Consider the following 23,293-nt stretch of genomic DNA (forward strand, 5'->3'; position numbering starts at 1 on the left):
CACTGGGTTAATTCTTATATTTGACTCCTCAGATATGTCTAGATTCAGCCCCCCAAGTCGCTTTGTAAGCTTGGAAAACTCATTTTCAACATCAATGATTGCTTGATGGACACCCATACCGATCATTTCACGCGCAATCATAAGTTTTAACAATAAGCTTTTTCCGCTTCCGCTGGTCCCGAACACTGCTGCATTGTAATTATCAGGACGGAATTCTTCGCTACCAAAAGCATTAAAGAATTCTTTCTGTCCGGTGATTTTATTGTTGCCGATCGGAATACCGCCATTAAATTTACCGCTTCCACTAATAAATGGGCTGAATGTACTTAATGCTCTTCTATCCATATTGCGTAATGAATCATTTATTTCATTTATCCCCAATGGTAGGGCGGACCGGAAACCTTTTTTCACTCGGCTCCAGGTGGATGCAAGCTTAAAAAACAATCCAGACATTTCATCTTCAACAAATTCACTAAACTTATCCAATTCCTTTTCACTTTGTCCATAAAGCATTCCTATTACACCAACTAAATAGCTGTCGTTTTCAGAGAATTGAGTTTCTGCCATAAGAGTCTCTGTATCATGGATTTTAGTTTGTAGATCATGTTCCTGATCGATATTTCCACGTTTGCGCTGAAAGGTAAGGTTGGATTTTAACATGGTGATTTGTCTTTGTAGCATAGTTAGAGCTTCATTTTTCTTAACTTTATGCACATCAACTAACACATCAATTTCACCAGATGAAGTTAGTGAATATAACCAATTAGTTTGCATTTTTCGCGGGTATCCATCCCGGGGTAAATAAAAAGGTCTTGCAAAAGTCTTTGTTCCTAATGATTGTTTAATGATTCCATAATCATAAAATTCTTTTTGAATAGTTAATCCTTCAGGTGAGACTATGGTCCAAAAATCCGGCCTTACCTCTTCTTGGGTCAATATTTCTTTATCGGCATCAATATTTACACTTTTTTTGCTTTTCTTATCCGACTTCTTTAAGTTTGTCATTTTCTCTTTTTTCTTCATTCTCAATCATCTCCTTTACTGCCTCAATTCGACTTTGACTTTGCTCAGATGTGCAATATAAAGCTAAACTTTCTTGAATACCTAAATCCTTAAATTTATTTTTAACAGCTTTCCTACGGTTGAAAGCACAGTAGAGTGTCTCCGCAATCCCTTCATTAGTCAGAAGTTCAACAGACATGTCCGCTTTTCTCAAAGAATTTTTTGCCGTGTTGAATCTTCTATATAATTCTGAAAAAGCTTTATCTAAGATTTTTTCTTCTAACTCTTCATCGTCGTCTGCTTTAATATCTTTTTCATTTACTATGTAAGTAAAAGTCAGAAAACGTTTAGTTTCATATCTTGGTGAGGATGCCTGCCATTTTGCTAGTTCTTCAAGTAATGCATTTCCATACTCATAAGCATTTTCATTCAAATCATCTTCATCTCTCATTGTTTTTCTCATATGATCAATGGGCTCACTTAAGTCAATGTAGCGATTCTGAAGATAAAACTGAACTGGATAATTTATTTGAGAAAGCCAGGTTTCAAAAGCAACATCAATTTGTTCCTGCTCTTCATTGCTTAATAGAAAGTAATTGCAGGGATCCACCTCGCACAACATAACGAACTTATTATTTTGGAATCGGATCATATGATGGGTAATTTCTTTCACATCCGAAAACAGCTCTCTAAAAAGATCTGGTTCCTCTTCTTCATTGAAGTCCATGCTCTTTTTCTTTTTCCCTTTTACATTTGCTGTTGATGCTTTATGTTTCTTTTCCCCCCAGGGTAGAATTGGCTCCTTTGTCATGATCCTATAAAAGGTCCATAACCCTGCTCCAATTACAAGCATGATTATTATGTCCATTGTTATAATTCCTCCGTATCAATAATGTTTTGTGTACCTTTACGCCAGTTACCAAGTTGTGTCTTATACTGTAATTTGGTTAAGATTAATCGATCTATATACATGTGGTATTTTTCTATACGATAAAAAGCTAGAAGAAGGGTAACTGTTAGGGTAGGTAAGGCCGAAACAATTGCAGCAATCACTGCGACAATCCAATTTGTTCCAAAAAGTGAAAATACAAACGGTAAATACCAATAGAGAATTATTCCTCCAACAATTAAATAGATCAGCTGTCGTTTGCTTATTATTCCTAGTAATTCTTTCTGTTCACTCTGCATATCTACAGGGACCATTACTTTCCTCATGTTTGCACCTCGTTTAAAATAGTAAATCCATAGAGTCTTAGATAAAAAACTTCCCCTCTTGTGGAGGGGAAATCATTGAATATTCACTTAAGCTCCTAATCCAGAAACCCATCCTACGATGTCATATGCTTTCACAATTACGAAAACTCCGATAGCTGTACTCACTAGGCAAGCGATACCTTGTCCACGTTTTTGAGGATTACCAGCAGAAGCTTGAAGGATCATAGCCCCAACAACTAACCAGAAAATACTCCACAAACCCGCAATTCCCATTACTAGATAGACGATTTGTTTCAAGTCTTTTGTAAGATCCGCATTTCCTGCATCCCCGGTGATCCCCGCACCTTTCTTAAACTCTGTTACACCTGTGCTTGCGTGAGCTGTAGACGGATCAACCATGTCAATTACTCCGTTAGCCGCAAATAAGCCAAATACTACTAAAAAACTCATTAAGATTACCTTTTTCATTTGTGTAGGCGCACCTCCAATAGATTTTGGATTTTTCTAAGCCATAAAACCAAAAAAACCCACTAAAGGTACGAGAATAAGAGAATACAACTGTAGTATTCTAACTCATACGTTTAGTGGGTTTTTTCCCATTAGATTATTAAGTTTTAATATATATAGTCTTGCTCGCTTACAAGACAATTTTATACAATTGGCCGTTTAAAATCAATCTATTTTTCGATATTATTCGATTAATTATCAAAAGCAAATTAAAAATACAAGAAAAGGTTGTAACATTGAAGCATAATTAATACATAAAAAAAGAATAGTCCCCCGATACAAGGATCGGAGGACTAAATTAGACTTAATTACAAATTGGCTAAAATAGCCTCTTTATTTGAGGTAATTTTCTTTGAAGTAATAGATCATCGAGTCCAACTCCGTCTTTTTCACCATCCCAAAGGGCAATGTCCCCTGTAAGTCCTTCAGCTTTAAGTGCTTTAGCACATTCTTTTAAATGCTTTTGGACATAAGGGTTGGATACAGCATCCATATCAAAGCATATGATCACTTTTTCTGCACCCATTTCTTTTAAAATAGGAAGTGCCAATCTCCAACTTCCTACCCCTGGTAATCCCAACATAGTTGTTCCGATTTCTTCTAATTCTTCTTGTTCAAACAACTCAACAATCTTATCGACAGCTATATCTTGCTTTAATGGCCCTTCACCTAACCAAACTGTTCTAGCCTTTCTTACTTCACCTGTTTTCCAATTTTGCAATTCCTTGCTTGGAACTGATACATGGATAGGAGCAGGCTGACCTGAACCAGTACCTTTAGGTTTATTAGCTGAAGATAACCAGAAATACCGCTTACCTTTCACTAATTTAACCCATCCTAAAATGTCATCGTCATAATTAATAGTGACAGTTTCTTTTAGTGAAAATTCTTTCTCAAGAATAATTTCTCCATCAAAGGTAACTTGAACTATATTTGGTTGCTGAATGACCCTTGCTCTTAAACCTTGTTTTCTTTTATTTATTTCAACATCATTAGGGGGATTATCAATTCTAATTTGAAATCCCTCAATTTCATTTCGAATATTTCGGAATGGCAGCATTATCCCTTCGGAACCAGCCAAGTTCCAAAAATCTCCGTACTTCCCCTTTGCTTGATAAAAACCTGGTATTCCAGTGAAGTCGGTAATACCGGTTGCTTCACTTATATCCTTTACGCGATTCCAAGCTTGTGATGGAAATGAACGATATCCTCTTATATATATTTGCTGATCAGCTAATTGGCGCTTTTCACTTTTTAAATGATCATAATGAGAATCGTCCATGATTGTACAATCGATTAGCGACTGATAGACAGTATTGAGGGCAGCAGGACTTAATTTCTTCTCGCTAACCTCTTGCTGAATATCTTGTTTATCAATTTTCATCTTTGATTCGCCTGATAACCAATGCAACCATGAGGGACATGCGGAGTTACTAGAAAATGGTCGTTCACTTTCAACTCGAATACAAGCGACCACCTTACCATTTTCATGTACCATACATGCTCCTGCTTTATTACATATTGGACATGTTTCCCTCACCATTTCGAACCACTTAGGAATACTAGTTGCTCTCAGCGTACCTCTCATTTTTTGTTTCATTGTCTAAACACCCTTTGTAAAATTTTTAGCCTATACAATCATTAAACCGGTTATGATCCGTTGGAGGCATGACCGTAACAACAGAATACTTTTGAACACCCTCTTCTGATAGAACAACTACAATCGGATTGTTTGAAGCATCTTTTCCTGTAACTACATAATTAAAAGCCCGTCTTTCAATGGCATGATTGTAGCCAGTTTGTACTTCATGGATATATCCTGTCATGATACAAGAAACAATATCAGAGCGATGATATCCTCTTTTCTCCATTCTTTGGTATGTGTGCTTACCTACTCGAATGTACCCCTGAGAGCCCATTAAGATTTTTTTGATTCCCCTTAACTTTCTTTCGTGTGCTTTATTCATGTACCTTCACCACCCCTCAGATAAAATAAAAAAGCGGCTTCAGAAGATAGAATAGGACACAAGTATCCTAATTAACTATCGAACCAAAGTCCGCTTTATTTTAATAATTAACCGCTAACCAACACATGAAGGTTGCCTAAAGAAAAAAAGTGAAAATTTATTAATTTCAATATATCACTTTTACTTTTTGCTTTCAACGAGCGGTAATTAAAGTTTTTAACTTGGCGAACCATTTCGTCTTATATTCGTCAGCTTCAAATGAATTTCCTACAACATGCTGTGCTAATTGGGTATATGGTAATTTAAGTTTCTCATAAATTTCTTTATGCTCGAGCAAAGGGACATTTTCATAATTATTTTTTGCTGCTTCAACACTAAGTGATGGTATAGACGTTATTAATGGAATTTCTAATTCTTTTGATAATCTTTCCATCTGACTAAAAGAATGTTGTCTATTAAATATTAGTTTAGCCGGTAATTTATATTTTTCTAACTGCTTGTGAATATATTTTTTCCAAGCCGCAATCTGATGAAATGAATCATCCACTAATACCCAAAGTTCATCTAAATGATCCAATGTGTGTTCTGTATATGCTTCAAGTTCCCCAGTCGGCAAATCAATTAGCACTACATCAAAATACTTCACATTGTTAATATAATGATAGAGAATGTCTTGATCCCACTTAGATTCTATATCGTTATCATCCAGTGGAATCCAATATACGCCATTATATGGCCATGAAATATTTTCAGAAGATGAATCTTCATTATGTAGAGCATTCGCATATGAGTTCCACCCTACTGGTGTATTTGTGAACCGTTTTAAAATCGTTTTCATTACATGATGCTCATTTAAACCCTCTAATGTAGCACATTGAACTCGATGTTTCCCTAAGAAAATGGAAAAGTTCATTGTGAATGTTGTAACGCCTATCCGTGGTATCGGGGACCAGATCCCAATAGTTTTATTACGATCCCACTTAGCTCGACTAAACCCTCTTTTTCTAATTTCAATTGCTCTCTCGGATATTTTTAAGCTATTTTCATATTTTACAGATTTATTTTTCTGTCCGGGGTAGGAGTCCTCTTTAACTTGGTCAATGAAATTTTCAACTTCATTATGTAGAGTTTTTTCCGGAATATCTCCTTTTTCCTCCTGGGTGGACGGTGTTGAAACTGATTTACTTTTATTATCATCAGATGAAGACTCCACCTGATTACTTTCTACATTCTTAGATGCTTCAACTACACTATCTAATTTCTTAGTACATTCATTTTTGGAAGTGTCTCCATGGGCTTCAGTCTGACCCAAAGGTATATTTGAAGGTTCTTGTTTGTTATTTTTTATTATGCCTCTTGTGTCTCGTGTTCGAATAGAAAGCTTAGCAGCTGGGAACCAAGATAATAATTGTTTAATATTATCAAATTGAGTTACTTGTCCATGAGAGAACTTATTCAAATCGATAGATTCCGAGGAGTAAAACACAATATTCGTTTCAACATTGTAAAGAAGATCAATACTTTCAAGTGAATCAACAAGGATATAACTTAGCTCTTCATTTACTAGAAGGGTTTTAAACTCCACAAGGTCTTCAGCCATTATAAATTGGGGATTCTCTAAGCTTTTATCAAGAGCTAATTTTATTTTAGAAACAAAGTCTGATTGAGTCTTATTTAGGTAAATTAATACTCTGGTCATAGGCTCTATGCTCCGTTTCTAATCCCTTTAGATAATCATTAATTTTCATAGCTAATTTTTCTGTGAAGGGCTGCCGATAATTTTCAATTGCTACAAGATAATTAGGGCTAATACCAATATCTCTTGCAAATTCATATTGTTTCTTATTACCTAGACGCTTTCTTAATACAATTAATTTCTCCACGTCAGTTAAGGCTTCAACTTCACTTAGTTTAGTGATTTTTACATTTTCATCTACTGAGTACATTTTAATAATTCATCCTTTCAACCAACAATTCATATATATCTTTGATTCGGAGCCATATCTAAGCATAAAAAAAGCTCATACTTCTCCCTAACAAAAGGTAAGTATGAGCATTGATTTGCTTTATTAATATTTAATTTTGTAGAATCCTGATTCAAATTCATTTAAATTATAGCATATACTTTTTCATAGGTGAACAAGCTAACATACTGATTTGGCATATAATATCAAGAACAATTAATAATTTCGTTGTAGAATTTTATGGAATAATATATACTTATTGTATATTCACTTTATCTTTTTGATTCTTTGCGACCACTTGTTGGTCAGCGGTTTATTATTAAATTTTAAAGCCTTTGGGCGTTTGTTGAAGACACTTTTCAGTGTTTTTTTATAACAAACATCCAAAGGCTTTTTTTGTTTTTTTAAACCTTAAAAGAAGGATGAGTGAGTACTGAGTAGAGATTTTCTAATCTTTTTTTATTTAAAAAACAAGGGAGAGTGTTTTGACATGGAAGAAAAAACAAATTGTAGTGATCCACAAGAATTAATGAAGAAATTAAAAGAACCATTTGCACAGGAAGACATTGAATGGAGAGTTAGTCATTTAATCAAGAAGGACGGTAAACCTACCGCTATGGTCGTTGCCTACCTTCAGAACAGAGCTATTCAAAATCGTTTAGATGAAGTCTTTAGCCCATTTGGATGGGAAAATGAATACCGAGAAATTCATAAAGGAATTATCTGTGGTATCTCCATTTTCTTTAATGGTCAAAAGATCACAAAATGGGATGGATCTGATTTAACCAATATTGAAGCAACTAAAGGTGGACTATCTGCTTCAATGAAACGGGCTGCAGTCCAGTGGGGAATCGGAAGGTACTTATATGATTTAGATGGTCAATGGGCCACGGTTAACCCTAACAGAAAAACATCTAATGATGTTTATGTGAATTCAAAAATGAAAGTCGGAAATAAGGACGAATGGGTAAAAGGGTATTTCACTCCCCCGCCACTTCCTGCATTTGCGACGCCTGCTGGATATAGAAACAATCAGGGTCATAAGAATCCACATCGTGGTGGAAGTGAACAACAACCTGAAAATAAGCGTCCTCAAACAAATATGAATCAATCAAATAGCCATCCTTCAGGCTTTAATAGAAAGGAAGCTATCAGAGAGATTAATAAGCATGAGCGAGTAATCGGACTTGATCAAGCGGATAAGAAAATTCGTTTTGGTTTGTTCAAGAAATCAAATCCAGGTACTCAAACAACCAATTTCCAAGATGCTAGTGAAAAAGAGCTTGAAAATTATTACTATTCCTTACAACCTGTAAGTAACATAGTTTTAGTAGCTCAGAATAACGATATACCTTTACGGCATTTACTGGATATTTCACAAATTGTGATTAAAGAAGAAGTTAATGAGTTATTCAACCTATTCTTTAAATTGGATAATGTATCTGTACAAGAAATAATCTCAATGATTAAAGCGGATGCTCAGCATTCTAGAAACCAACAAACAGCCTAAAGACAGAGAGTAAGCATGAAAAAGGGTTAATCCCCATTTTCATGCTTTTTTTATTAATAAAAGAACTGGGAGGAATTATAAATGAATTTTGAAGTGAACAAAGATGTCATTGTTGAAGGATTTAAAAAGGTGTCAAAGGTGCTTAGTAATAACACCTCTATTCCCATTTTAGGAGGAATCTTGCTTGAAGCCAGCATGGAAGAACTTTGCTTAACAGCTTCTAACAGCAGCGAAACCATCCGACATTGTATTCCTGTAGATGGAGCGGACCTAAATGTGCTAGGAACCGGAAAAACGGTTATTCCAAAATCAGTTGTAGATATTGTCAAGAAGTGTAATAAAGAGATCCACTTTACCCTAGAAGGTTATTCATTAAATCTTATTAGTGGTAAAAAGGACTTTAACTTTAATTGTCTGGACCCGGAAGAATATCCAAAACTACCTATGTATAAATTGGACCGGCCGACTTTCACACTCAAAGGCAATGAATTTCACGATATGATTAGAAAAACCGCTTACGCTGCCAGCACTTCAGAAACTCGCCCTATTCTGCAAGGTGTATGCTTTGAATTGCAAGATGGCAATTGTCGAATGGTATGTACAGATTCTCACCGATTAGCGAGAGTCAACCAAAAATCGGCCTCTGAAAAAGATGCGTTGAAAGTCGTTGTTCCCGCTAAATCTTTTGATAATGCAACGAAGGTATTTGATTTGTCCCAGGATGTAGACGTTTTTATTGAGAATCAAAACCATATTCTCTTTAGAAATCATGGAACCATGTTCTTATCCCGCTTGTTAGATGGATCTTATCCAGATACAAGTAGGTTGATTCCTGAAAGTCACAAATCTGTTATGACAATCAATAAAGCTGAGTTATTTGATAGCATTGATTCTCTAAAGGAGATTGCAAGTGCTTCTGATAGCAATAATAGTAGTGGTGTCGTAAAGCTTCATGTGAATGGAGTAGCGACATTCACCACTGCCAGTAATCAAAGAGGTAAGGGTAAAATTGTTCTCCCCTATGACCATTTAGATGGAGATGATGATTTCACCATTAGTTTCAGTTGTAAGTACGCTCTGGATGCGCTGAAGACATTAGATAGTGATCTCGTTGAAATGAAGTTCCAAGGAGATATGCGTCCATTTCTTATTTGTCCTGTTGGAGAACATGAGGCATTAGAAGAACTGCAATTGATCTTACCTGTACGCACTTATTAAAAAATCTTAAGAGGAGAAGAGGCACTGACTAAGTGTTCTCTTCTTTTGTTTAAAAGGAGCGTTTTTTTTGAAATTTAATGGGGATCGCTTTTTAAAAAACCTTAAAAAGTATGAAATTAATGAAAATAATAAAAGTGAATCAAGTAACGGAATGGGCAGAGTGTTAGAACATATGTGGATGCACTCTCATCCTTCTGATATAGACTTTGAAAGTTTCGACCTAACAGACATAGACTTAGCGATTGATGAGTTAGAGTCATTACCATTGACCTGGGATGAGGGTGGAGAACATTTTTTATGTGATCCCTCAAATGGCTTAATGATAATTGACCAACTAACAGACATTGCTTATGGGTTTGCTAAAACCAAAAATAAAATATTTCACCTAGAGGAAGATGATATATTCCTTTAGTACATAGGAGGAATTTGAATATGGAAATGGATTGTTATGATTTTGATTCTTATCGAATCAGTCTCGATAACTTACGCATGCTCAAGTTATTTCATGATGAAGGTGTCGATGTTTCATCATTTCGTTCGTTTATGAGTCATGTTCATCATGGGTGCACTGAAACCTATGACATATTTAGCAAAGGCATTCAGATGCTTTTTGACTGTATACATTATGACTATGATGACATACACCGAGATGACTTTCCTTATCCTGAATTAAAGGATAAATGTTCCGAAAACATTGTGATTATTAAAGAAAAATGCTTCCCAATTTTGATGGGGAGCTCACTTGCTAAAAATTTAGAGGAAAAAATAAAAAATGTAGCATTTAGCCATTCAGAGGCTACACTTACACTTCTGGATGATCATTATTTGTTACTGGACATGACTTTCATGGGGATGGAACTAAGTGAAGTGATAGAAGCCCTAGTGAAGTTAAAAGAGGAATCAGAAGATTTAATTAACAAATTAAAGGAGTATGAAAATGATACTAAATGTGAAGCTAGATACTCAAAACCTGCATAGTTTTAATGATTTAGTTGAGATAAGGGAGACCGATAATAATCGATCACAGGACTATAAAATGTCCCTCAGCAACTTCATACAACTGTTATCTTCAGCTGGTGAAGCAGACAAAACAGAGAGCCCTTTTTTACCCAATAATTGTATAAAATATGTGCAATCAGTGATGGGCTTTCGTGTGTATTGTAGTATTCCTAAGTCACAATGGATGATCAACTATAATGGAAACCACTTTAAGGTCGGTTTTCCCAAGATGGTTTTTGAATATGAAATCTTTAATAACCAGCAGATTGCTAAGGAACAAAAAAAATATAGAGTTAAACTATCTCGAATAGTAGCGATTGAAAACAAAGGAACAATCACCGGCGATACACCTGTTTATAAGTTCCCTTATTCCCATGTGGATAAGCTTCAAGGATCCGTTTGTATGGGGGGAAATCAATTAAGGGATATTGATTGTTTAACAGAGTTAGAGACTTTTCATTCCTATTTTCTACTTTCTCCCTTTTCGGAAGATTATGGAGCAAAGGTGAAGCCAACTACAACGTTGGCAGTGCTTTTTTCAGATACATTCAACGAAAAGGACTTTAACGATAGCTATCTTGTTCCAGCAGAAAGAACCCTTAATGAGTTTTTTTTATTAGGAAAATATTAAAAAATTTAGCGAGTAAATTACTAAACCATTAAACTATTGGAGGATTTAATAATGACAAATCAAACAGATATCTTTAGCATGTTCGGAATTGAAGATGAGTACGCAGAAGAGAAGAAACGCCAGGAAGAAGCACGAAAGAAACAAATGGAAGAAGCTGCAAAGCGAGCAGAAGAACGGAAAAAAGCGGGAGCTACTTCTACTTCTACTTCTGGAACTGCTTCTTCTATAACGAAAAAGGAAGAGCCTTTTGATTTAAATATGGATACATTCATTTGTCATTTGGGGCAAGAAATTCCGATTACTGATTACTTCTCTACCGAAGAAATCGAAAATGGGCTTCCTAGTAAAAAGAAAGGTGAAGAGGAAGTAACATACAAAAAAATTGAAGGCAATGAAGTTAGGAAACGTTTAGAAAAGACCTTTCCTGATCTAGTGGCGGCTTATACAGAAATGGTTTATATCAAGAATAAGAACATGATTATGGCCGTGCCCAAGGCGAAAAGAAAAGGATTATTCCAAGAGGTCAAAGAGTCTTCGGACTCCTTGGCCCCTTCTTTCAATCCTATTCCTTTTTCTATATTAAGTGATTTCATTTGCCTATCTAAGGAATATTCTAATCAATTTGGTGTAGAACTTTATGGCGATGTATATTACGACTTAACTCAACAGGAGTTCTTTATGGATATTCCTCATCAACTTGCAACGCCGCTTACTGTAGAGCGAATTGAGGACGCATATGTCACAGCAATGAAGTTGCAAGATAAAAAGTTTATTAAAGTTATGGAAATCCATTCCCATCATAAAATGTTGGCCAAACCCTCTCGATTAGATAATGAGAGCGAACGTCAAGAGAATATTCTTTATGTAATTATAGGAAGAGTTGATAATTTCTTTCCTGATATTACAGTAAGAATTTTTAATAAAAAAGCGGATAAGCATTTTGATATCAACCCTTACAAGGTATTTGAATCCCCTTTCTATTTAATGAATAAGGATTATGATACGTCGAATGTAGAGGTATATGAACAATGATTAACTTATTAAAAAGTGAACATACTCATAGTAATAAAAAGAAATTATTCCCAATTATTGTGCAGTGTGGAGTCGGGGGTACAGGTTCGAATCTCTCTCAACAGTTAGCTCAAATGTTGTCTATGTTTAAGCAAAATGCTTATTACTTATTGGCAGATCCGGACCATATTGAACAGAAAAACATCAATAACCAACTGTTCACTGCTTCTACAGTAGGGAAAAAGAAAGCAGAAGTGTTAGCGAAACGCTATGCTGCAGCGTATAACTTAAACATACACTCCTATACCGAGGGGTTTGTCGAGGATACCAATACATTACTATCTCTTTACAATACTAATTATATTGATATTCCAGGAGACAACTATGACACTATGATTCTTCCTATTTTAATAGGCTGTGTAGATAATAATTATTCCCGGAGAGTCTTTCATGAGTTCTTCGAAAAATCTCCAACAATTTTATATATCGACGCAGGAAATGAATCTACCACTATCCCGGCGGACTTCTTGCAACGCCCAAAAGATAAATGGACTGATAGCGAAGTAGAAGCTTATAACGAATCTGGCTGGACTGGACAAGTTGTAGCGGGTTTGAAAATAAAAGGAAAAACAATATTAGAGCCTGTAGCTACTCGATTTCCTGACATCATGGAAGAAGATCCAGATGAAATTAAACCATCAGAGCTCTCATGTCAGGAGCTAGTTGCCAGTGAGCCACAGAGGTTAGGGGTCAATAAAATGGCCGCAATGGGCATTAGTTTATATTTATCAGAGTTGTTTGAATGCGGTACCCTCTCTAACAGTATGACAGTTTTTCATGTTAAGCGAGGATACATGCAATCAGAAAAGATTAAATTCAAGGAGGATGAGATGGATGTATAATCCATTCAAGATTAAAAATAAGTATTTGAAGATCCGTAAAGACCTTAGACGAATCAATAAGCTTATTCAAAAAGCCTCAAGTGATTTAGATATAGCATATATTGAAGAGCTAATGGAGGAGAAACATAGACTTATTGAAAGTATATAGAAACTGTAAAAAAGGAACCAACTCATTTTTGAGTTAGGTTCCTTTTTTATTATAACTTTTCTTAATTACTTTTCTTAAAGACTAAGTAAATAGAAATCTTTAACAACCGCAAGCTGTATTTGTATATCTTCCTTTTTTACATCATTGCGAGCAGCTAATAAGATGGAAATTTTTTCGACCATGCTTTCTCTCTCAATTTCACTAATGCTCTCATGTATTTGAATGTTGAGTAAGTATCTTAATTTGTCAGAATCAAGGAAGCTTAATATAACCACTTCCCCTATTTTATCGCTATTGGTATGTGTGGACCAAAACTGAAATACCCAGGATTCAAATGTATCAGACTTACCAGTTGCAACCATTTGAATCTGAGGATTCAAAATAATAAGATCACCTGCATCCCCCAGTAACAATTCTTGAGGTTCTACATCAAGTGTGATATTCCTCTTAGCTCTTTCATCCAGTAAGGCTTGGAATGCCCCCAAACTAGCTAAGTCATAAATAGTCTGGTCAATCAAGTCATATACGTCCTCAAATCGCTTTATAAGCCACATTGTAAACTTCTGAGTGTTATCAGTCTTAAGCACATCTTTAAGGGCATCTCCAAGGGCCTGACGTAATAACATAGGGACATCTTGTCGTATATAACCATCGGGGCGATTAAAAAACTCAGTAGGTAATTCTGTCCCCTCATCATGAATAATTTCAAGCATCAAGTAATAGCCTTGAAATATTTGACTTTTTGACATTTGATAAAGAGCGTCATTAAATTCTTTTAAATCTTCTTCTGTTTTAAAAAAACGATGAAACTTTAAACTATAAAACCCTAAAGTCTCCATAAATTCTTCTAAAAAAGTAGAATCGTTTTCGAAATGCGCCCTCAATTTATCTGAAGCATATTGAGTAAGATCTTTTTCTGTTAAACTTTCCATTAATGAATTCCTCCTTGTTCATCAAACGGGGGTGCTGGACTGTCATCTTGAAATTTCCATCCATCCTGTTCTTTTACAATTGTAGTAATGTAATAAAGTGGTTTGCCTTCAGAGGTCATCATTCTTCTGTAGAAGTATCCCTCTATTTTACTCTGCTCTATTTTCACTTCGGTTACCGTGTAATCATCTTTTAAAGCGGGATTGTTTGTTGTAAGCAACCCTTGAATATTCTCAAAGTAGAGGATCCCTTCTTCCTTGTTGGGTAAGTATTGATCTTTAAAAAAAGAAGAAGCGTGTACATCTAAAAAAGAATAATACTCGGAGGCTGTCATCTTACCAGTAGAAAAGCTAAAGAGAACTTTAGCAAGCTTATTAGCAAACTCATTTGGATCATCATACTTAGGTTTTTCTACAATTTTTGAATCAATTACTGTAACTTTATCTTTTTCAATAGAATCCACCACTTCTTCTACTGGTTTTTCCATCTCTTTATAAAGCTCTTTTTCTTCCTGGTCTTCCTTAGAGATTTTATTTTCAATTTTTTCCAATCTGTGAGAATTTTTTTCATCCGTTTCTTTTGAGTCTTGGAGGACCTTATTGTTACAAGCAGAAAGCCATAAAGATGATGCTGCAATGGCTAAAATTATAGATTTACGATATTTCATGAAGTCTGCCTCCGATGATAGACATTTTATCAATGCTTTCAGATAATACTTTGCTTTCTTTAGAAGTCAAAAAATGTGCAATTTCAGTACACTCAATTAAACCTAACCTTTGAATAGCGTCCAAAAATAATTGGGAAGTATCATAAATTTTTATTGAATCCCTTGCTGCAACCAGAGGAATACCTAAGCGAGACTCTAATCCATACGCCACAGTTGGTAAATATTTTTTATCGAATGAAGTATAAAAAGTTAACGATTCAAGTTTTCTTTTTCCGAATAAGATTAAACTAATAATTATAGATTCATAAGTAACCATTTTATCGTAATAGATCTTATGTGGACCGTCATACCATTTTGAATAACAGTCAAATACAATAGGATGTTCCTTTATCATAAATTGTTGCTTATTCATATCTATCTCAACAGCTTGTTCTAAGTTGTTTTCTACGATGAAGTTCTTAATAAACGAGGCTTTTGAACGATCAAAACAGAACACTATTCGCGGTTTACCCGAATGGAGAAAAATATCTCCTTCACCTAGAAAACATGCAACTACAAGATTTCTTAAAGCTTTGTGTACTTTTCGATTATTAGCATTAGCAAACACCATTTCCCCTCCTTTTACACAAAAAAACCCATAAAATTTCACACAAAGAAAAAGACACAAGGGTCTTTTGTGGAAATTTTATGGGTTTATCCCATTATTTTCTTATATAATTTGTTTGCTGTTTTTCATTATACTATTCACTCTCAAATCTTTCAATGGACTCTTTTAAAAGTGCAGCTGCGCTTGCTTGTTCAATGCCCAAATCAGAAGCTAATTCTTCAACACTATAGTTATTAACTTTTTTATTATAATAAACATAGGACATTCTAATATTATCTAGTTTAAACGATTTTGGTAATTTAAAATCATCCCTGATGTATCCAATATAAAGATATAATGAATCATATTCTATTGGAGCAAATTCCCCGGTGTTGTGCCTCTTGGTTGTAAATACATATTCTCCAGGATCAAACTGACTATTAATGTAAAAAGACATGAAAATATTGGCCTCTTGTCCTTTAAGCCGAATAGATCTCCTCTTAGTGTTTATAATGACCTCTTCACCGTATTCAATAACGTCGTCCTTTTTAAAATGGTACTCAGAAAATCGACAGCCTTTCATAGCAAGTATGAAAATACATTTCAATATTAATGGATATTGGCTATCTTTTAAAATTTTTGGTGATATATCCAGTAAAGTTGAAAAGGTGAATTCTTTAGTACCTACCGACTCAACTTTATAATATTTTATTTTAACCACAGGATCGATTCCTACTTTATTATTCTCCCACATATAATGAAAAAAAGTTCGAAGCGTTGAAAGATATTTATTAACTGTATTAGCCGAAATACCTTTATCCAACTTTTCTTCTAAAAACCCTTTTATATCACTGGGCTTAACATTCACTGGATCTACAATAGAGGTTTTATATTTAAACTTTAAATGTTCGAATAGCATCTCCACGGCATTAGTGTACTGATGAAGAGTTATTGGTTTAAACTTTTTATTTTTAATTAAGTATTGTTCATAGTCGTAGGTGAAGGAATTTTTGAAGCTCATTTATCTCACCTCTGGAATATAGTTCCTTATATTATAGCATAATCCTTGATATGAGTAGCATTTACAATATTTCTGCTATTAGAGATAGCATCTTCTATGGTAAATAATCCAACTAAAGATAAATATACAAATACTATTAAAATGTTCAAGGAAAAATAAAAAATATCAAAGAGAAATAAGCTATGTTCATAAACAGTTGGCGAACCCAGTTGTGGCTTTGGTTTGCATCAATTCCTAACATGATATCTATTCAATAATTAAGATATTCACATGATAAATATTCTACAACTAACAAATTCACAAGAAGACATTTAAACTTATCACAAATCCACAAGGAAACATTTAAACATTATTTCAAATCAGAGGACTACATTCGAACAAAATATCAGGGTAAATAAAAAGGGCCCACTCAAATCGAGTAGCCCCTTTCATTTTTCTGGTATCAAGAGTATATAAAGAATGGTGAAATGCCCTAATATTGTTCTAAATAGAAATGAAGAGAAATGTGAATAACCCTGCGATTTTGAATTTTTCGCAAGGCTGAATACGATATTCTATTTATGCAGCTAACGGCTTTAAGAAATCATCTATTAATCCTTTTTCAGTTAGCTGTTTGAATTTAATATCATAAAGTAGTTCTTCTGGGACATTGGTATAAACCCAATAGTTAAGTCCCCCTCTAAATACTTTTCTGAAATAGGCCCCTAGCACTCTGATTGTAGGTCTACCTTCTTTTAACCATAATTTTTCCAGGTAATGCAAAGTATAGCTCACATAATCTTTGCTAGCTTTTAGGTATTCAAAATTAAATTCCTTTTCTTGAGGAATTTTTTTGAAGTTCTCCAAAATTTCAAATCTAAATGCAGTAACCATGTTTCGGAGATCTAATCCTTTAAAAGCGATGCTGTGTCGCGATAAGAAGTATTCAAATTCTTTACTCATAGTGGCCAAAATTGGATGGATATCTTTATTCGCAGTATTCTCTACAAAACAATTCTTATTTAAAGCAAACGAAACCTTTTCAATCCAGAGCTGCATGCCACGCATGTGTTTGTTTATGTATGTAATATCTAGGATGGGTGAAAGAAGATTTAATGCTGAGCGAACTCCTTTAGCTTTTTTATTTAATTCACTTTTTAAAGTCTTAATATTACGATCAAATGTTTTTGAAGTATTCGTAATTTTCCCTTGCCTTAAACCAGCCCTGAATTGATTCAATAAAGAGAACAAGAGCTCAATGGTTTTTGAGTTTGAAGTACGAACTAACTCAGCGAGGACATTTGTCTCCAATAGATAATTAGGGATTGTAAGATAATTAAGATCGAAGCTGCCATCTTTCACCCTATTTGATTCCGGGTTATTTAATTTTTCAATGTTAGGAAAGTGTAGTACCTCTACACCACCCATGATTTTTTCAGAGAAAAAAACATACTTTCGTAAAAATTGATAACCGTAATATAAAGAGGAATAAGGAATATTGAGGTTTTTAGCCCAAAATGACAATTTATAATCTTTCAGTATCCCTCGTTTACTGCTTTCTGTTTGCAGTTGCTTCATCATTGTCAAATACACTACATATGCACTTGCAGGGGGTTGTATTCCTTCGTTTTTCAAAAATCTAAATGCATCTAATTCTTCCTGGTGCATTGGAAAGCCATCTATTTTATATGTAATTGCACTATTTTCTTTACTTTTGTGATCCTGTTTTTTTACCATTGCTCTTGTCTACCCTCCTTAAAACCGGAAGGATTTCTTTGAGTAGGTTTTTACTCAAGGAAATCTCTCCAATCTTAAGAAAACCTGTCACCAAGGCGAAGTGTAATTCGTCAAAAGCTAATCTGCAAGCAATTTTCTCAAAAAAAGCACACAAAAAAGCGAGAATTTTACACCTCCAGCAGCTGAACAAAGTAAGTAGCAAATGAAAATAACAACTCATTTTTCTTTGCATAAATAAACCCTATGCTTTATTAGGGATATTTCTCTTTGATCAATTTGTTCTACTGGTCTATAAAATCTCGCCCACACACTTTTTATTTTTATCTATTTATCTCTAATTATATAATGTTTTAAGTGTTAAAAACTGTTGAATCTACTCATTTTAGGTGTTACAATATACATATCAAATTAATGTTTTTTGCCTGTGTGGGCGAGATCTTAGGAGACTTGTTTTCCTAAGATTTTTTTTTGGTTTCTCCTTTATTTTTATTTTTTGTTAAGTTTATCCACTAAAAAAGTGTATAAAAAATACGCTGTTATCAAGTGATCAATTTTCACTATGAATCTACCTACCCTAAATGGATAGACCTCTCCCGTTAAAAACGGTAAAGGATCGACTCATTCTGAAAAGTCATCCTAGATAACCCTTTTACTTTTACCCACCTCAATGTTAGCACAGTGAATTTAATTTCTGCAATACCTATTTTAAAATTTCTGTCGTTTTACGTAAGTAGTAGGATTCCTCCTCCAGGATCAATGTGGTTTTTGATATATTGTCGAATAAAATTTATTAACCTTTTAGTTGCAAGCATTTCTGGCCTATGCTATATTAGAGTTAACTTAATAAATGAACTTTAAAGCGCTGGTTATGCCTGTTGCTTTTACCCAAAAAGAGAGACCCTTTACAATTTAGTAAAGGGTCTTTCTTTTTGGGTTATTCTTTAGTTTTATGCGATTTATCGCAAATCACTCAGGGATTATCGATAAAAAAGTAGCTCCCAGGGATAGATGGGAGCTGAAGAGATACTTTAATGATTTGATGGATGATGGATGCGATGATTAAACAAATTGCTTAAGAATTGTAATTGTGATTGCGTTAAGGACTAAAATTACTCCTAGATAAATAGCAACTTTATCCAGAACATTTTTAGTGCTGTCTTTTAAGTTTGAAAACATTGCAATCACCTCTTAAATTAGTATGGGTTTATTATATAACATGTAATAATACTTATGCAAGTTATTTTATTCTTCTTTATCTCCATCACCTTCTATGAATAACGAACTTCGTACAAATGTATCTTCAGTGTCTAATCTCGATAATAAAGGCTGTGTCTTTTCATCTAATTCCGCAAGTAATTTCTGGTGCTTGCTAATTTGAATATCTGAAGCAGCAAAAAGTGTTTCTTTTTCACGTTCCAATTTGTCTCGTCGATCTTTCAGGTTATCATATATCTTCTCTAAATTTTCCGGTGCAGATACTTGGATCTCAGATGCAGCTGTTTCATCTACATATTCGTCCTCAATTGTAGGACCAAAGAACAAAAATTTCTTTCTTTTTAATTGAACTTTTTTAATTTCTTTTTGTAAAAATGATGGAGTATTATTCAGTCCCTCGTTTAGTTCCCTTGATAACTCCAGGATCTCAATTTTTTCTACTGTGTCTTCCATGTCCTTAGTCCAATCTTCTTTTATCCTCTTAGCATCTTTAATAACTTGAAGATACTCGGCCTTCTTTTCTTTATATTGATTGAGAAGAAACATAGTCTTTAAATTTTCCATGTCATTCAGAAGACTTTCATAGCCATTACCTGCCTCTGTATAGACAGACGGCGCCGCATTAGGATTAATAGTCCTTTTATTAGAAATTGGCTCTCTTTCCATATAGGATTCATGTTTCATTCCTACTTCAAGAGCAATGTCCATAGGAGTCTTTTTCCCTTTATCTACTAACAGAAAGATCATATTAAACTTAAATAAGTTGCTGTAATCGAATCGGTGTTGGTTACCTACTTTTCCAACATCTAAATACTCATTTAAATCATGTCTTTTTAAGTAATTCCTAAACATCCAGTCTTTTCCTTCTGGTAAGCCCAAAATAGAACAAGCTTCCTTAGTAGAATAAGAACCTTCTAGATGTATATTTTCAAAGTAGTCTGTATGTAGTAGATCTTCTCTAAACCCCATGCGATCGATCATTTTAAGTAATGGATCTTCAGAAAACTTTTCTAAGATAAATTCTTGCATACTCACACACTTTCACCACCTTCAACATAAATTAATATCTTTATATTACCCTCCAAAACTGTTAGATTCAACAGTTTTATACCCACAAAACCTCGATATTAAGCCGATTATCGCAAATGACCGCAAAAAATCACCGACGAACAACAAATGATAACTTTTGATAATCAACGGTTACTATATATCTATTCGGTATCTATCAATAATATGCGATTATCGTAGATAATTTATCCCTTATCTAGGTTTACCGGAGTTAATTTTTTGATTACCGCTCGCGATCAAATACGATAATAGTGTTGACCGGGGTTGATTTTAAGGGGTTTTAATGATGTTTGGTATTGATGCAAGCACCGTATTCTTCATAGGGGTTGAATTTAACTGTTTATGGCGAAGAGATTGGAATGAATATTTATGGGGGATTAAGAAGTATCTAATTAAGAGATTACTTGAAGCAAAAAAAAGAACTCCGTATGGAGTTCCTTGATTAAAAATCGTCCTTCAAGTCAGCCAAATTAACTTTCTTTGCCGGTTTATCTGAACCGAATTCATCTTCAAATGAAAATTCATCCATTGAATTACTAGTTTCTTCATTATCTACAGTGAAGAAATCATTAAATTCATCAAGACCTAAAGAAACGGCGTCAGCTTTCTGTTTTTCTTCAATTTCTTTTTCAATTTGTTCCCACTGTTTTAATTCTTCTCGTAATTGTTGAATTCTTGTAGGGGGAGTAGAAAGGACTGATAATCCATAAACAGTTATGGATTCTAACTTATTTACATTTGCAATAGCATGATTAACCTTAGATTGTAAGAAGTCTGCTGAAATCGTATAAATACTATCTGCAATTCTAGGATCAATGTTATTTCTTGATGGATATAGTACAGCTACTGCACCAGCTAGAGCACGTGTATCTTCTTTATAATCATAGTTGGCCAAAACTTCATTATCTTTAAATAGGGATTCAATAACTCCCTCGAGTTTATTTTCTTCCTTTAGGCCATTTACTTTTGATATTGATGACCATCCAGGAGTAGAATATGTACTTAGAAGTTCTGTTTTATCTAGGACGGAACGACCATTTAATAAGGGTATTGTTGAAACTTCAACGATAGAAGAAGTTACTACCATATTAGAATAAGACTTAGCATCAATTTGTGTCTTGTTTTTTGTTTCAAGTGCTTTTTCGTCATAATAATTTCGGATTTTTTCATTATCTATAACTAGAACGTTTCCTATCTTCTTTTCATTAATTAAATTTTGAAGTACAGATACTCCTGCTAAAGCATTTCTTCTAAAAGAAGTTCCTTTTTCATCGCTTGATGGTAAAGAGCAAATAACTCCTAGTGTGACTTTCCCATCTGGAAGAGACGCTACCTTCTTACGTACTTGCGACAAATAACTTAATGCTACTTTTAATGCACCGTTCCCAGTACCTCCACCCAAACTTACTGATAACCAAACGAATTCAGCCTCTGTAATTTCTGGTTTTCTTGCTAAATCCATGTAGATATCTTTGTTTTCTACAGCAATATTAAAGCCCAATTGAGCATTCTTGTCTGTACCTTCTAAATTGGGATGTTTCTCACTCTTTGTTACAATGCGTCGATCTGCAGGGATTAAATCTCTATGTTCTTCCATATCAGATTTTGAAGAATTCACCAAGAATGTGTCCATTCCAAATCTTGATAATTCAGCAGCAATACGCCCACCGCCTTGACCTAATCCAATTACGGCTTGTTTAGGGAAACGGGATCTTTCTCTTTGGACCTCTTCAGAGTCTAAAAGCTGTTTGTTAAGAATAAGTGGTAAAGCACCTAGTTTCAATTCATTAATTGCTTTCATTAATTACTCACCCCATCTATATTTTGTTTATTTCTCTTTTCCTCTATAAGTAGCGCTATTAATTGCTTTCCTCGTTCAGTTAAATAATAAGGAGTTGACGTTCCATTTAACTTTCTTTCGATAAAGCCTTGTGCCTCAAGCATAAGAAATGAATTATCATATCTTTTCCTTGATTTGCTATAATCCTCAATTCTGGTTTTAACTAATCCCAAATTATTATTTTTGGCTTCATTAACTACTAATCTGAAGATATCGATTGTGAAATCATCCAGCTTTTTTCTGAGAAAAAGCAAAGTCTTGTCGTCGTACTCAATGGTATCTAAGTCTAATATTCTGCCTTTATACTTTACCATCTTCTCTTCCTTCTCCAATTTTATCCCCCCTCTGCAGGAGTATGCGTCCCTTAAAGGAACTAAATTATGTACCTTTAAGGAACATTATAAAACAATGAACCTACTATGACAAGAAAAACTATCCAATAATTCCATTAGATATAACTACATTATGAGCTAGATTTTCCTTTGCGGTCCTCAATTGCGGTCCGCAAACAAACCCTTTATTAATAAGAGTTTAAGAGAATATATCTTATTGAGCTCCTATAAGAACCTCAATTGTGTCCCTCAATTGCGGACTGCAATTAAGAAGCGGAAATGAATTGGGATTTTTAAATTCATATTCACAAATTCCACTTTTGCAAATAAATTTTAGAAGCGAAATTTTGAATATTAGTATCTAACTTAAGAATGGTGAATTGATAATAGCTGAATGTAACCTGATCACAACCTATACTCGTAATATAGTTGTTCTAAAAGAAACCGTTGATTATTTTTGATTATCGCTGTTTTTTGCTATAACTGAGCTACCGCGGATTACCGGTGGAAGTCCAGTAGTGTAAATCCAATAATTATTGGACTACCAATCGGTAAAGTTGTATAAATCTAAATTCATACAATATGTATAAATTGATTTAGGTTTACCGCATATTATCGTAGTGAAATCATTCGAAATTTCCCACAAAGAAACACATTCAAAGAATCACGTTCAAAGAAACATATAAAGTGTGTTTCTTTGAGTATGTTTCTGCCAGAAACATACTCTAGTAGAGTTGAACCATTGATACAAAGAGGATGGATTTTCTGAGAGAAGCGAGGCTTTTATCCTGTTGGTAGATTCATTTTAGTGCATTTTTTCAGGTGAAAGAACTCCACAAACCGA

Annotated in this window: 23 protein-coding genes; 7 read left to right on the forward strand and 16 right to left on the reverse strand. The window is 34.3% G+C overall.

Features of this window, described 5'->3' with window-relative positions:
* The 8 genes from ACQKFO_RS21160 to ACQKFO_RS21195 all read right to left on the reverse strand — a co-directional run.
* Positions 1-1,023: helicase HerA domain-containing protein (locus ACQKFO_RS21160; RefSeq protein ID WP_427600798.1), on the reverse strand; the 1,023-nt coding region annotated here is incomplete at its 3' end.
* Positions 980-1,870, reverse strand: coding sequence for a hypothetical protein (locus ACQKFO_RS21165; protein WP_427600800.1), 891 nt, complete (start codon positions 1,868-1,870; stop codon positions 980-982). The genes ACQKFO_RS21165 and ACQKFO_RS21160, both read right to left, overlap by 44 nt.
* 2 nt (positions 1,871-1,872) lie before the next feature.
* The gene (locus ACQKFO_RS21170; protein ID WP_427600802.1) at positions 1,873-2,217 is read right to left on the reverse strand and encodes a PrgI family mobile element protein; all 345 of its coding nucleotides are present in this window, start codon (positions 2,215-2,217) and stop codon (positions 1,873-1,875) included.
* An 87-nt stretch (positions 2,218-2,304) separates the two neighbouring features.
* Positions 2,305-2,685 (reverse strand): hypothetical protein, encoded by a 381-nt coding sequence (locus ACQKFO_RS21175; RefSeq protein ID WP_201715479.1) that lies wholly within the window; start codon positions 2,683-2,685, stop codon positions 2,305-2,307.
* Between the two features lie 358 nt (positions 2,686-3,043).
* Entirely contained in the window at positions 3,044-4,324 is a 1,281-nt protein-coding gene (locus ACQKFO_RS21180) for a DUF3854 domain-containing protein (RefSeq protein WP_427600804.1), read from the reverse strand.
* 25 nt (positions 4,325-4,349) lie between these two features.
* On the reverse strand, positions 4,350-4,691 hold the full coding sequence (locus ACQKFO_RS21185) for a DUF4258 domain-containing protein (protein ID WP_427600806.1): 342 nt from the start codon (positions 4,689-4,691) through the stop codon (positions 4,350-4,352).
* Between the two features lie 193 nt (positions 4,692-4,884).
* Entirely contained in the window at positions 4,885-6,390 is a 1,506-nt protein-coding gene (locus ACQKFO_RS21190) for a hypothetical protein (protein WP_427600808.1), read from the reverse strand.
* A complete protein-coding gene (locus tag ACQKFO_RS21195; protein ID WP_201715483.1) occupies positions 6,362-6,637 on the reverse strand; it encodes a helix-turn-helix domain-containing protein in 276 nt (91 codons plus the stop codon). Before ACQKFO_RS21195 ends, ACQKFO_RS21190 begins: the two co-directional genes overlap by 29 nt.
* A gap of 508 nt (positions 6,638-7,145) precedes the next feature.
* Here ACQKFO_RS21195 and ACQKFO_RS21200 point away from each other — a divergent pair.
* The 7 genes from ACQKFO_RS21200 (at position 7,146) to ACQKFO_RS21230 (ending at position 12,926) form a co-directional block, all read left to right on the forward strand.
* Positions 7,146-8,165, forward strand: a complete 1,020-nt coding sequence (locus ACQKFO_RS21200; protein WP_427600810.1) for a Rad52/Rad22 family DNA repair protein — start codon at positions 7,146-7,148, stop codon at positions 8,163-8,165.
* A gap of 81 nt (positions 8,166-8,246) precedes the next feature.
* Positions 8,247-9,383 carry a DNA polymerase III subunit beta gene (gene dnaN, locus ACQKFO_RS21205; protein ID WP_427600812.1) on the forward strand — a complete coding sequence of 379 codons (1,137 nt, stop codon included), beginning with the start codon at positions 8,247-8,249 and terminating at the stop codon, positions 9,381-9,383.
* A gap of 67 nt (positions 9,384-9,450) precedes the next feature.
* Positions 9,451-9,795, forward strand: coding sequence for a hypothetical protein (locus tag ACQKFO_RS21210; RefSeq protein ID WP_427600814.1), 345 nt, complete (start codon positions 9,451-9,453; stop codon positions 9,793-9,795).
* Positions 9,796-9,815: 20 nt separating this feature from the next.
* A complete protein-coding gene (locus ACQKFO_RS21215) occupies positions 9,816-10,361 on the forward strand; it encodes a hypothetical protein (RefSeq protein ID WP_427600816.1) in 546 nt (181 codons plus the stop codon).
* The gene (locus ACQKFO_RS21220; RefSeq protein WP_427600818.1) at positions 10,321-11,013 is read left to right on the forward strand and encodes a hypothetical protein; all 693 of its coding nucleotides are present in this window, start codon (positions 10,321-10,323) and stop codon (positions 11,011-11,013) included. The genes ACQKFO_RS21215 and ACQKFO_RS21220 overlap by 41 nt, the downstream gene beginning before the upstream one ends.
* A 51-nt stretch (positions 11,014-11,064) precedes the next feature.
* Positions 11,065-12,045 (forward strand): hypothetical protein, encoded by a 981-nt coding sequence (locus tag ACQKFO_RS21225; RefSeq protein ID WP_427600820.1) that lies wholly within the window; start codon positions 11,065-11,067, stop codon positions 12,043-12,045.
* Positions 12,042-12,926, forward strand: coding sequence for a ThiF family adenylyltransferase (locus ACQKFO_RS21230; RefSeq protein WP_427600821.1), 885 nt, complete (start codon positions 12,042-12,044; stop codon positions 12,924-12,926). Before ACQKFO_RS21225 ends, ACQKFO_RS21230 begins: the two co-directional genes overlap by 4 nt.
* Positions 12,927-13,148: 222 nt before the next feature.
* On the opposite strand, the gene ACQKFO_RS21235 is transcribed toward ACQKFO_RS21230, so the two are convergent.
* The 8 genes from ACQKFO_RS21235 to ACQKFO_RS21270 form a co-directional block, all read right to left on the reverse strand.
* Positions 13,149-14,006, reverse strand: coding sequence for a hypothetical protein (locus ACQKFO_RS21235; RefSeq protein ID WP_427600823.1), 858 nt, complete (start codon positions 14,004-14,006; stop codon positions 13,149-13,151).
* Positions 14,006-14,671: a hypothetical protein gene (locus ACQKFO_RS21240; protein WP_427600825.1), complete on the reverse strand. Its 666-nt coding sequence runs from the start codon at positions 14,669-14,671 to the stop codon at positions 14,006-14,008. The genes ACQKFO_RS21235 and ACQKFO_RS21240 overlap by 1 nt, the downstream gene beginning before the upstream one ends.
* Positions 14,658-15,281: a hypothetical protein gene (locus tag ACQKFO_RS21245; RefSeq protein ID WP_427600827.1), complete on the reverse strand. Its 624-nt coding sequence runs from the start codon at positions 15,279-15,281 to the stop codon at positions 14,658-14,660. Before ACQKFO_RS21245 ends, ACQKFO_RS21240 begins: the two co-directional genes overlap by 14 nt.
* 130 nt (positions 15,282-15,411) lie before the next feature.
* The gene (locus tag ACQKFO_RS21250; RefSeq protein ID WP_427600829.1) at positions 15,412-16,278 is read right to left on the reverse strand and encodes a tyrosine-type recombinase/integrase; all 867 of its coding nucleotides are present in this window, start codon (positions 16,276-16,278) and stop codon (positions 15,412-15,414) included.
* Positions 16,279-16,836: 558 nt separating this feature from the next.
* Complete coding sequence (locus ACQKFO_RS21255; protein WP_427600831.1) at positions 16,837-17,994, reverse strand: hypothetical protein; 1,158 nt, start codon at positions 17,992-17,994, stop codon at positions 16,837-16,839.
* 1,242 nt (positions 17,995-19,236) lie between these two features.
* The gene (locus ACQKFO_RS21260; RefSeq protein ID WP_427600833.1) at positions 19,237-20,244 is read right to left on the reverse strand and encodes a hypothetical protein; all 1,008 of its coding nucleotides are present in this window, start codon (positions 20,242-20,244) and stop codon (positions 19,237-19,239) included.
* Positions 20,245-20,719: 475 nt separating this feature from the next.
* Positions 20,720-22,078, reverse strand: a complete 1,359-nt coding sequence (locus ACQKFO_RS21265; RefSeq protein ID WP_427600835.1) for a cell division protein FtsZ — start codon at positions 22,076-22,078, stop codon at positions 20,720-20,722.
* Positions 22,078-22,449: a hypothetical protein gene (locus ACQKFO_RS21270; RefSeq protein WP_230980883.1), complete on the reverse strand. Its 372-nt coding sequence runs from the start codon at positions 22,447-22,449 to the stop codon at positions 22,078-22,080. Before ACQKFO_RS21270 ends, ACQKFO_RS21265 begins: the two co-directional genes overlap by 1 nt.
* Positions 22,450-23,293: the final 844 nt, after the last annotated feature.

Source organism: Rossellomorea sp. NPDC071047, from assembly GCF_050270195.1.
Classification (GTDB): Bacteria; Bacillota; Bacilli; order Bacillales; family Bacillaceae_B; genus Rossellomorea.

What these genes read in the sequence shown, in the direction of transcription:
- ACQKFO_RS21220 (WP_427600818.1), top strand. Translation starts at nt 10,321, where the DNA reads ATGATACTAAATGTGAAGCTAGATACTCAAAACCTGCATAGTTTTAAT.
- ACQKFO_RS21175 (WP_201715479.1), bottom strand. Translation starts at nt 2,685, where the DNA reads ATGAAAAAGGTAATCTTAATGAGTTTTTTAGTAGTATTTGGCTTATTT.
- ACQKFO_RS21165 (WP_427600800.1), bottom strand. Translation starts at nt 1,870, where the DNA reads ATGGACATAATAATCATGCTTGTAATTGGAGCAGGGTTATGGACCTTT.
- ACQKFO_RS21235 (WP_427600823.1), bottom strand. Translation starts at nt 14,006, where the DNA reads ATGGAAAGTTTAACAGAAAAAGATCTTACTCAATATGCTTCAGATAAA.
- ACQKFO_RS21240 (WP_427600825.1), bottom strand. Translation starts at nt 14,671, where the DNA reads ATGAAATATCGTAAATCTATAATTTTAGCCATTGCAGCATCATCTTTA.
- ACQKFO_RS21265 (WP_427600835.1), bottom strand. Translation starts at nt 22,078, where the DNA reads ATGAAAGCAATTAATGAATTGAAACTAGGTGCTTTACCACTTATTCTT.
- dnaN (WP_427600812.1), top strand. Translation starts at nt 8,247, where the DNA reads ATGAATTTTGAAGTGAACAAAGATGTCATTGTTGAAGGATTTAAAAAG.
- ACQKFO_RS21225 (WP_427600820.1), top strand. Translation starts at nt 11,065, where the DNA reads ATGACAAATCAAACAGATATCTTTAGCATGTTCGGAATTGAAGATGAG.
- ACQKFO_RS21195 (WP_201715483.1), bottom strand. Translation starts at nt 6,637, where the DNA reads ATGTACTCAGTAGATGAAAATGTAAAAATCACTAAACTAAGTGAAGTT.
- ACQKFO_RS21245 (WP_427600827.1), bottom strand. Translation starts at nt 15,281, where the DNA reads ATGGTGTTTGCTAATGCTAATAATCGAAAAGTACACAAAGCTTTAAGA.
- ACQKFO_RS21190 (WP_427600808.1), bottom strand. Translation starts at nt 6,390, where the DNA reads ATGACCAGAGTATTAATTTACCTAAATAAGACTCAATCAGACTTTGTT.
- ACQKFO_RS21185 (WP_427600806.1), bottom strand. Translation starts at nt 4,691, where the DNA reads ATGAATAAAGCACACGAAAGAAAGTTAAGGGGAATCAAAAAAATCTTA.
- ACQKFO_RS21215 (WP_427600816.1), top strand. Translation starts at nt 9,816, where the DNA reads ATGGAAATGGATTGTTATGATTTTGATTCTTATCGAATCAGTCTCGAT.
- ACQKFO_RS21255 (WP_427600831.1), bottom strand. Translation starts at nt 17,994, where the DNA reads ATGGTAAAAAAACAGGATCACAAAAGTAAAGAAAATAGTGCAATTACA.
- ACQKFO_RS21200 (WP_427600810.1), top strand. Translation starts at nt 7,146, where the DNA reads ATGGAAGAAAAAACAAATTGTAGTGATCCACAAGAATTAATGAAGAAA.
- ACQKFO_RS21230 (WP_427600821.1), top strand. Translation starts at nt 12,042, where the DNA reads ATGATTAACTTATTAAAAAGTGAACATACTCATAGTAATAAAAAGAAA.
- ACQKFO_RS21170 (WP_427600802.1), bottom strand. Translation starts at nt 2,217, where the DNA reads ATGAGGAAAGTAATGGTCCCTGTAGATATGCAGAGTGAACAGAAAGAA.
- ACQKFO_RS21180 (WP_427600804.1), bottom strand. Translation starts at nt 4,324, where the DNA reads ATGAAACAAAAAATGAGAGGTACGCTGAGAGCAACTAGTATTCCTAAG.
- ACQKFO_RS21250 (WP_427600829.1), bottom strand. Translation starts at nt 16,278, where the DNA reads ATGAGCTTCAAAAATTCCTTCACCTACGACTATGAACAATACTTAATT.